The sequence below is a fragment of the Paraciimarium castrense LEGE 11436 genome (assembly GCF_056633055.1).
In genome coordinates this window covers 357,880-366,100 of the sequence record NZ_JBSJOW010000002.1, presented here as the reverse complement: position 1 = coordinate 366,100, position 8,221 = coordinate 357,880, and the positions used below count along the sequence as shown (strand labels likewise).

8 protein-coding genes are annotated in these 8,221 nt (G+C 70.8%); 6 read left to right on the top strand and 2 right to left on the bottom strand.

Features of this window, described 5'->3' with window-relative positions:
• Positions 1–69: 69 nt before the first annotated feature.
• Together psbC and ACWJIO_RS05670 are read left to right on the top strand one after the other, a co-directional pair.
• Positions 70–1,458 carry a photosystem II reaction center protein CP43 gene (gene psbC, locus ACWJIO_RS05675; protein ID WP_480311942.1) on the top strand — a complete coding sequence of 463 codons (1,389 nt, stop codon included), beginning with the start codon at positions 70–72 and terminating at the stop codon, positions 1,456–1,458.
• Positions 1,459–1,648: 190 nt separating this feature from the next.
• Positions 1,649–2,380, top strand: a complete 732-nt coding sequence (locus ACWJIO_RS05670; RefSeq protein WP_480311941.1) for a YcgJ family protein — start codon at positions 1,649–1,651, stop codon at positions 2,378–2,380.
• Here ACWJIO_RS05670 and ACWJIO_RS05665 read toward each other — a convergent pair.
• Positions 2,367–2,957 (bottom strand): nucleoside triphosphate pyrophosphatase, encoded by a 591-nt coding sequence (locus ACWJIO_RS05665; protein WP_480311989.1) that lies wholly within the window; start codon positions 2,955–2,957, stop codon positions 2,367–2,369. The genes ACWJIO_RS05670 and ACWJIO_RS05665 overlap by 14 nt on opposite strands.
• Positions 2,958–2,987: 30 nt before the next feature.
• Here ACWJIO_RS05665 and ACWJIO_RS05660 point away from each other — a divergent pair, with 30 nt between their 5' ends.
• From ACWJIO_RS05660 to ACWJIO_RS05650, 3 genes are read left to right on the top strand one after another with little or no spacing between them, the layout of a single operon-like run.
• Positions 2,988–3,362: an Npun_F0494 family protein gene (locus tag ACWJIO_RS05660; RefSeq protein WP_480311939.1), complete on the top strand. Its 375-nt coding sequence runs from the start codon at positions 2,988–2,990 to the stop codon at positions 3,360–3,362.
• Positions 3,363–3,391: 29 nt separating this feature from the next.
• Positions 3,392–4,915 carry a cobyric acid synthase gene (locus ACWJIO_RS05655; protein ID WP_480311937.1) on the top strand — a complete coding sequence of 508 codons (1,524 nt, stop codon included), beginning with the start codon at positions 3,392–3,394 and terminating at the stop codon, positions 4,913–4,915.
• Positions 4,915–5,160, top strand: a complete 246-nt coding sequence (locus tag ACWJIO_RS05650) for a 2Fe-2S iron-sulfur cluster-binding protein (RefSeq protein ID WP_480311936.1) — start codon at positions 4,915–4,917, stop codon at positions 5,158–5,160. The genes ACWJIO_RS05655 and ACWJIO_RS05650 overlap by 1 nt, the downstream gene beginning before the upstream one ends.
• A gap of 37 nt (positions 5,161–5,197) precedes the next feature.
• Here ACWJIO_RS05650 and mnmA read toward each other — a convergent pair whose 3' ends face one another.
• Positions 5,198–6,352, bottom strand: a complete 1,155-nt coding sequence (gene mnmA / locus ACWJIO_RS05645) for a tRNA 2-thiouridine(34) synthase MnmA (RefSeq protein WP_480311987.1) — start codon at positions 6,350–6,352, stop codon at positions 5,198–5,200.
• A gap of 115 nt (positions 6,353–6,467) precedes the next feature.
• Between mnmA and ACWJIO_RS05640 the strand changes: the two genes are divergently transcribed.
• Complete coding sequence (locus ACWJIO_RS05640) at positions 6,468–8,120, top strand: NAD(P)H-hydrate epimerase (RefSeq protein WP_480311935.1); 1,653 nt, start codon at positions 6,468–6,470, stop codon at positions 8,118–8,120.
• Positions 8,121–8,221 lie beyond the last annotated feature (101 nt).

The following is an 8,221-nucleotide window of genomic DNA, read 5'->3' as shown; positions in this document are numbered from 1 at the left end:
TCCGCGCCTGGATGGCGCCGGCTGACCAGCCGCATGAAAACTTCGTCTTCCCTGAAGAGGTACTGCCCCGTGGAAACGCCCTTTAATTCCGGGCTGGTGGGTGTCGGGGGCAAGGACCTCGACTCCACCGGTTACGCCTGGTGGGCGGGTAACGCCCGCCTGATCAATCTCTCCGGTCGCCTGCTCGGCGCCCACGTGGCCCACGCTGGCCTGATGGTGTTCTGGGCCGGAGCCATGATGCTGTTTGAGGTGAGCCACTTCACCTTCGACAAGCCCATGTACGAGCAGGGGCTGATCTGCATGCCCCACGTGGCCACGCTCGGCTACGGCGTCGGTCCCGGTGGTGAGGTCACCAACCTCTATCCGTTCTTTGTGGTGGGCGTGCTCCACCTGATCAGCTCTGCCGTGCTCGGCGTCGGCGGTCTGTATCACGCCCTGCGCGGCCCTGAGATTCTGGAGAACTACTCCTCCTTCTTCTCCCAGGACTGGCGCGACAAGAACCAGATGACCAACATCATCGGCTACCACCTGATCCTGCTGGGAGTGGGTGCGCTGCTGCTGGTGTTCAAGGCCATGTTCTTCGGCGGCGTCTACGACACCTGGGCTCCCGGTGGCGGCGACGTGCGCATGATCACCAACCCCACCCTGAATCCGGGTGTGATCTTCGGCTACCTCACCCGCGCCCCCTTCGGCGGCGAGGGCTGGATCATCGGTGTGGATTCCATGGAGGACATCATCGGCGGCCATATCTGGCTGGGCCTGATCTGCATCTTCGGTGGCATCTGGCACGTGATCACCAAGCCCTTCGGCTGGGTACGTCGCGCCTTCATCTGGAACGGTGAGGCCTACCTGAGCTACAGCCTGGGCGCCCTGAGCTTCATGAGCTTCATCTGCTCGGCGTTCATCTGGTTCAACAACACCGCCTACCCCTCCGAGTTCTACGGCCCCACCAACGCCGAGTCCTCCCAGGCCCAGAGCTTCACCTTCCTGGTGCGTGACCAGCGCCTCGGCGCCAACATCGGTTCGGCCATGGGGCCCACCGGTCTGGGCAAATACCTGATGCGCTCCCCCACCGGCGAGATCATCTTCGGTGGTGAAACCATGCGCTTCTGGGATTTCCGTGGCCCCTGGCTGGAGCCGCTGCGCGGCCCCAACGGCCTCAGCCTCGACAAGCTCCAGAACGACATTCAGCCCTGGCAGGTTCGCCGAGCCGCTGAATACATGACCCACGCCCCCAACGCCTCCCTCAACTCCGTGGGCGGCATCATCACCGAGCCCAACTCGGTGAACTTCGTGAACATCCGCCAGTGGTTGGCCTCCACGCAATTCGTGCTGGCCTTCTTCTTCCTGGTGGGTCACCTCTGGCATGCCGGCCGCGCCCGCGCCGCCGCTGCCGGTTTCGAGAAGGGCATCGACCGTCAGGCCGAGCCCACCCTGGCCATGCCCGACCTCGACTGACCCCCTCAGTCCTCTGCGTCGGCGCAAGCCGTTTGCCCCCGCCCTTGGCGGGGGCTTTTTTGCGCCCAGACCGATCTGGTCAGAACTCCGCTCCAGGCCGTCATGGCTGGCACACACCCGGCCGATACGTTGCGGTGATGCGTTGGCGGCGGGTCCCGCCGCAGCGCCTCTCCTCACCCTGTTCCCTGCCATGACCATGCGATCCCTCACCCTTCGCCTCAGCACCAGCGCCGCCATTGCCGCCAGCGCGGGGGTCGGCTTGCTGGCCAGCGCCGGCCCGGTGGCGGCCATGCCTCGCGGGCTCTCCAGCCCGGAGGCTGGGGTGATCTGCGATCAACGCGCCCAGACCTGCTTCAGCAGCGAAGGCATCTCCCTGGATGAGACCCGCCGCCAGTTCGGCAGCCAGGCCGCCCGGCGCCTGCAGACCTCCCTGATCGGCCGGCCCGCTCCCCAGGAGTTCCAGCTCACCAACGGCAGCCTCTGCAGCCTGCGCGCCGAAACCTGCTGGGAGCGTGGCTCAGACCGCCGTCAGGTCGAGCGGGAGCTGACCCGCGTGCTGTTCGGCAGGGTGTCGCGCAATGACCGGGAGGTGACCACCTACCAGGGCCGCTGCACCCTGGCAGAAGGTTCCCGCCTGCTGCACGACGGCGACTGCTCCCTGCGCCTGGTGGAGCGCAGCAACGGCGTCACCCGCTACGTGGTGACCCAGCCGGATGGACGGCGCTTCAACTTCAGCGACCGCAGCGGACGTCTGGAAGTGCGCGATGCCACCGGAACCTCGCCAGTGACCTTCATCGACCACGGCTACACAGGGGTGTTCCGCTGGCGCAATCTCACCCTGGTGGCCACCCGCGAGAACCGCGGCCTGAGGCGCGGTCGCAGTTCCAGCGACGGCATCGGCGAGCTGTTCAGCGATCGCTGAAGCGGGCGTCCTGGAGCCAGCGGCGCAGCAGGGGCAGGCTGAGGCCGATCACGTTGCTGTAACAGCCTTCGATCCGCTCCACCAGCAGCCCGCCCCGTCCCTCAAGGGCAAAACCCCCAGCGCATTGCAGCGGCTCTCCAGTGGCCACATAGGCGACGATGGCCGCTTCGTCCACGGCGGCAAACTGCACCCGGGTGGTCACCACCGCCTGCAAGGGCGGCCCCTGCGGGGCCGTCAGGCAGTGGCCGGTGTGCAGCTCCGCCCATTGGCCGCCCATGCGGCGCCAGCGGGCGGTGGCTTGCTCGGCATCGCGGGGCTTGCCGAAGGTCTCCCCCGCGAACACCAGCAGCGAGTCACAGCCCAGCACACCAAACCGCTGCGCCGGCGAGGACGAGGCAGCCGTCAGCTGGGCGGCGACAGCTTCCGCCTTGGCCTGAGCCAGCTGGCGCACCAGCTCCAGGGGATCGGAATCCGCAAACGCTTCCTCCTCCACCCCGCTCACCTGCACCCTGTGGGGAATGCCCGCCTGCTGCAACAGGCGACGACGGGCCGGGGAGGCGGAGGCGAGCACCAGCATCTGGGCCGTCAGGTCAGAGAGAATCGCCCCATGAAAGGACAGCCTCACCTCCAGGCCCGCTCCTGGGCCCGGGCCTCCCAGGCGATGCGCTGCCTGCCGTTCCGGCGCCGCTTCTATGAGCTGGTGGCCGCCACCCCGCTCAGCAGCGGCGCCTTCTGCCGCCGCCCCGATGCCAGCCAGCACTGCAACCGCAGCCTGGGCAGCGAGCAGGTGGAGGCCCACTGGATCTGGCTGATCCAGGTGGGGGTGCTGCGGCGGGAGGTGGATGGCCAGGGGCTCACCGAGCGGGTGCGCCTCACGCCCATGGGGCGCGACCTGCTGAACCAGTGGCCCGGGGAGATTCCCACGGCGCCCCTGGTGGAGCACCTGCAGCACCAGCTGCGGCGCAGCCGGCCGCGCCTGTGAGGGATCCGGCCCTCATGCCCAGACCTTGGATGGTGCTGGGCACCAGCAGCGGCGCCGGCAAGTCGCTGATGACGGCCGCCCTCTGCCGGGTGCTGCGCCGCCGCGGCGAGCAGCCGCTGCCCTTCAAGGGTCAGAACATGAGCAACAACGCCTGGGTGGATGGCGGCGGCGGTGAGATGGCCTACTCCCAGGCGCTGCAGGCCTGGGCGGCGGGGCTGGAGCCCCACTGCAGCATGAATCCCGTGCTGCTCAAGCCCCAGGGCGACAGCACCAGCGAGGTGATTCACCTGGGCCGCTCGGTGGGCACGGCCCGGGCCGAGCACTACTACCGCGACTGGTTTCGCCCCGGCTGGGCCGCCATCCGGGAGGGGTTGGACGCCCTGCAGACCAGCCATCCCGGCGGCCGGCTGGTGCTGGAGGGGGCCGGCAGCCCCGTGGAGGTGAACCTGCAGGCCCGCGACCTCACGAACCTGCGGCTGGCCCAGTTCCTGCGGACCCGCTGCCTGCTGGTGGCGGACATCGAACGGGGCGGGGTGTTTGCCCAGCTGGTGGGCACCCTGCAGCTGCTCACGCCGGTGCAGCGCCCCCTCATCCGGGGGCTGTTGATCAACCGCTTTCGGGGCCGGCGCGAACTCTTTGACGCCGGCAGAACCTGGCTGCAGGAGCACACCGGCGTGCCCGTGCTGGGGGTGATGCCCTGGCTGGATGAGCTGTTTCCCCCGGAAGACTCCCTTGATCTGCTGGAGCGTCGCGGTAGCAAGGGCCGGGCCGAGCTGGAGATCGCCGTGCTGCGGCTGCCCTCGCTCAGCAACTTCTCCGACCTCGACCCCCTTGAGGCCGAGCCCAGCCTGCAACTGCGCTGGATCCGGCCCGGCGAGGGGCTCGGCCAGCCCGATGCCCTGATCCTGCCCGGCAGCAAGCAGACCCTGCGGGATCTGGCGGTGCTGCGGCGTCACGGCTGGGGGGAGCGGCTGGCGGCCTACGTGAGCAGCGGCGGCCACCTGTTCGGCCTCTGCGGCGGTCTGCAGATGCTGGGGCGGCAGCTGGGCGATCCCAGCGGCCTGGAGGGGGAAGGGATCGGAAACGCTGGGGCTGATCAGACGGGTTTTGGCCTGCTGCCGCTGCGCACCGTCTATGGCGCCGGCAAGGCCCTGCGCCAGCGGCACTGCCCAGCCCTCTGGCCACCCGGATCCCCCCTGGAGCTGCGCGGCTTCGAGCTTCACCGCGGCCACACCGAGCTGCTGGGCGGCGGTCTGGCAGGCGAGGGGTCAGAGAGCGTGGCCGCCACAGCTCCGCTGGCCGCTGAGGCCGGCCTGGGATGGTGGCGGCCGATCGGAGAGCAGGGCGGCAGCGTGGCGGGCACCTACCTGCATGGGGTGTTCGACAGCGGCCCCTGGCGGCGACGCTGGCTCAACCAGCTGCGCCGGCGCCGGGGGCTGCCCCAGCTGAGCGAACATCAGTGCGACCACGCCCAGCAACGCGACGCCCTGCTCGATCGCCTGGCCGATGCCTTCGAGGCCCACGTGAACCTCGCCCCCCTGCTTCACCCCTGATGCGTGCCACTCCGGTTTGCCTGCACTGGCCCAACGGACACACCAGCCAGGTGGCCAGCGGCAGCTCCTGGCTGGTGGCGGCCGAGCAGGCCGGCGTGACCATCCCCACGGGCTGCCTGGGGGGAAGCTGCGGCGCCTGCGAAATCGAGGTGAACGGCCGGGTGGTGCGGGCCTGCATCGCCACGGTGCCGCCCAGCCGCACGGGCTCGCTCACGGTGGAACTGGCCAGCGATCCCTACTGGTGAGGAGAGGGCTGGCGAAGAGAGGGCTGGTGAGGCGAGCTCAGTTGGGGGAAGCCTGGATCAGCCCGCCACCGAGCAGCACGTCACCGGCATAGAACACCGCGGCCTGGCCCGGGGTGATGGAGAACTGGTCCTCGGCGAAACGCAGCTGCACCCGGTAAGGCCGGCCCGCTGCCCCATCGGCCTCGGTGGGCTCCAGGGGGGTGAGCAGGGCCGGCTCCGGGGCGCTGCGGTAGCGCACCTGCACCTCCACCTCCAGCGGTTGCTGGGGCGGCTCGATCGACACCCAGTTCACCGCGCCCACCACACAGTCGGGGCGGGCCGCCTCGGAGCGGGGGGCCACCACCACCCGGTTCAGGGCGCCATCAAGACGCACCACATGCAGCGGCTCGCTCCAGGCCACCCCCAGCCCCTTGCGCTGGCCGATGGTGAAGTGCTCCAGGCCGTCGTGGTGGCCCAGCACCCGGCCGTCTCCCAGCACGATCTCGCCCTGGCGCGGCGGCAGGTAGGCATCCAGGAAGGCCCGCATCGAGCCGTGGTGGTCGGCCAGGCAGAGGTCCTGGCTCTCGGGCTTGGCGGCGGTGCGCAGGCCGTGGTGCTCGGCCTCCAGGCGGGTGTCGGGTTTGGTGAGTTCACCGAGGGGAAACACCAGCCGGCAGAGCACCTCCTGGGAAAGGTCGTAGAGGAAGTAGCTCTGGTCCTTGTGGCGATCCAGACCGCGCAGCAGCTGCTCACGGCCGCCACCGCTGGCCGGGCGGACGCGGGCGTAGTGGCCCGTGGCCAGGCGCTCCAGGCCGCGCTGCTCCCGGGCCCAGGCGAGCATCGGGCCGAATTTCACCTCGCGGTTGCAGCGGGAGCAGGGCAGGGGCGTCACCCCGGCGGCATAGCCCTCCACCAGAAAATCAACGATCTGGGCGCGGAACTGCTCGCGGGAATCCACCACGTGGTGGGGCACCCCCAGCTGCTCACAGAGGCCGGCGGCATCCACCAGCCCCTCAGCGCAGCAGGCCCCCTTGCCGCTCATCAGCCACAGGGTGAGCCCCTCCACCTGCCAGCCCGCCTCCACCAGCAGGGCCGCGGTGAGGGAGCTGTCCACCCCGCCGGAGAGCCCCACGGCCACGCGGTGCTCGCCGGGCCAGGTCCGCAGGCGCTCCAGGGCCTGGGCACCGGCTTGCGTGGCAGCACTGGCTTGCATGGCAGCATCGGCCTGAGTGGCGGCACCGGGCTCGGTGGCGGCAGGGGCGGAGCTCAGCAAGGCGGGGCGGAAGTCGTCGTTGCTCCCATCATGAAGCGACGCCCCATCGCCTGCCGTGCCCCCCAGCCCCACCCCCTGGCCGGCCCGTGACGCCGAGCACCTCCTGGTGAGCGGCGCCCAGATGGCCGCCGTGGAAACCCGTCTGTTCGAGAGCGGCCTGCCGGTGGAGGCGCTGATGGAGAAGGCCGGCCTGGCCCTCAGCCAGCGGCTGCTGCAACGGCACGAGCCCCGGCTGAGGGCCTGCGGGGCCCTGGTGCTGGTGGGGCCTGGCCACAACGGCGGCGATGGGCTGGTGGTGGCCCGGGAACTCCACCTGGCCGGCATCGCCGTGCAGCTGTGGTGCCCCTTTGAGCGCTGCAAACCCCTCACCGCCGCCCACCGCCGCCATGCCCACTGGCTGGGCATCCCCGCCCTGGCCGGTCCGCCGGATCCCGCCGCGGCCAGCCTCTGGATTGATGCCCTGCTGGGCCTCAACCAGAGCCGGCCTCCAGGCACCGAGCTCGAAACCCTGCTGGAGCGTCGGCAGCAGCAGGCCCCCGGGGCTCTGGTGGCCCTGGATGTGCCCACCGGACTGAGCAGCGACACGGGGCGCTGCCTCGGTGCCGTGGCGGCGAGGGCCATCCACACCTGCACCGTGGGGCTGATCAAGCAGGGCCTGGTGCAGGATGCGGCCCTGGCCTGGGTGGGCCGGCTGGAGCGCATCGACCTGGGGCTGGCCCGCCAGGCGCTGGACGCCCTGCCCGCAAGCCCGCCGCTGCTGCTGGCTGCCGACGACCTGGCCAGTGCCCCCTGGCCCAGGGTCGAAGCGGCGGCGGGCAAGTACGGCCGGGGCCGGCTGCTGCTGCTGGCCGGCAGCGCCCGCTTCCAGGGCGCCGCGCACCTGGCGGTGGCGGGGGCCAGCGCCAGCGGCTGCGGCAGTGTGCGCCTGGCCGGAACGGCCGGCGTGGGGGCGCAGCTTGTAGCCAGGGCGCCCCACGTGGTGGTGAGCGCTGAGCTCGGCTGTGACCCGGCGGGCCACCTCCGCCTGGCCGACCTTCCCGCCACCGCCCTGGAACGCCTGGATGCCCTGCTGCTGGGGCCCGGGCTGGGGAGCCAACCGCAGCCTTCCCTCGGTGACGCCCGCGAGTTGGAGGTGTGGCAGCGGCTGCAGCGCTTGCCCGGCCTGCTCGTGCTTGATGCCGACGGGCTCAACCGTCTGGCCCTGGCGGTGGCGCCGGGCCTGGGCTGCAGCGCGGCGGCCTGGCTGGGCGATCGCCAGGGCCCCACCTGGCTCACCCCCCATGGGGCGGAGTTCGAGCGCCTCTTCCCCCAGTGGTCGGCGCTGCCACCTCAGGAGGCAGCTGGACGGGCCGCCGGCGAGGCGGGCGTGGGCCTGGTACTGAAGGGAGCCCGCAGCGTGGTGGCCGCCGCCGATGGGCGCCTCTGGCAGCTGGGCGAGGCTGAGCCCCGGGCGGCCCGCGCCGGCCTTGGGGACGTGCTGGCGGGCTACTGCGCCGGGCTGGGGGCCCAGGCCATGGCCGCCAGCGGACAGGCCGACCCAGCCTTGCTGGCGGCTGCCGCCCTGGCCCACGCCCAGGCGGGCCTGGAGGTGCGCGCAGGCGCTGGCCCCGGCCACTGCACACCGATGGCGATCGCCTCAGCCCTGGCGGGCTTCGATCCGGCGCCAGGTGGCCAGGGCGAACCCTCCTGGGCAGCAGCAGAAACCTGACGGTGTGAGTTCGGCCACAACAACCGTGTGCTTTTGCAAGCAAAACCTAAAGGGTTACTGAAATGACACCGGATCACCCCATGTGGCGTGGATAGTCTTAT